The sequence below is a fragment of the Tritonibacter sp. SIMBA_163 genome (assembly GCF_046535935.1).
Taxonomy (GTDB): domain Bacteria; phylum Pseudomonadota; class Alphaproteobacteria; order Rhodobacterales; family Rhodobacteraceae; genus Epibacterium; species Epibacterium scottomollicae.
Window position 1 is genome coordinate 1 of the sequence record NZ_JAWJBP010000282.1, and the last position, 289, is coordinate 289.

Below are 289 nucleotides of genomic sequence, written 5' to 3' on the forward strand. Positions count from 1 at the left end.
CTCGACCGCGACCATTTCATGACCGCGCAGGAAGCGCTCGAATTCGGCCTCATCGACAAGGTGGTCGAAGCGCGCGACGTGAGCGCGGACGAATCGAAGTAAGAGCCGGATTCTCCGGCTCGCACCTGCTTTTTAGCGCCCTTTGCCACAAAAGGGGCCCAATTCTTGCACCTACGTGATGGTTAACGCGCCGCGTTAAGCATCTGTTGGGGTTCGGGGCGCTAAACTTGGTCAGATTATGCCGAATCTTTGCCGGGAACATATTTTTCATTTGTTCGGCGGTGCAGCT

The 289-nt window shown here is 56.1% G+C and carries 1 protein-coding gene; it reads left to right on the top strand.

The window, feature by feature from the left end:
• Window positions 1–102 (top strand): ATP-dependent Clp protease proteolytic subunit (locus R0J92_RS22415; protein ID WP_411053280.1); only part of this gene is annotated, 102 nt, incomplete at its 5' end.
• Window positions 103–289 lie beyond the last annotated feature (187 nt).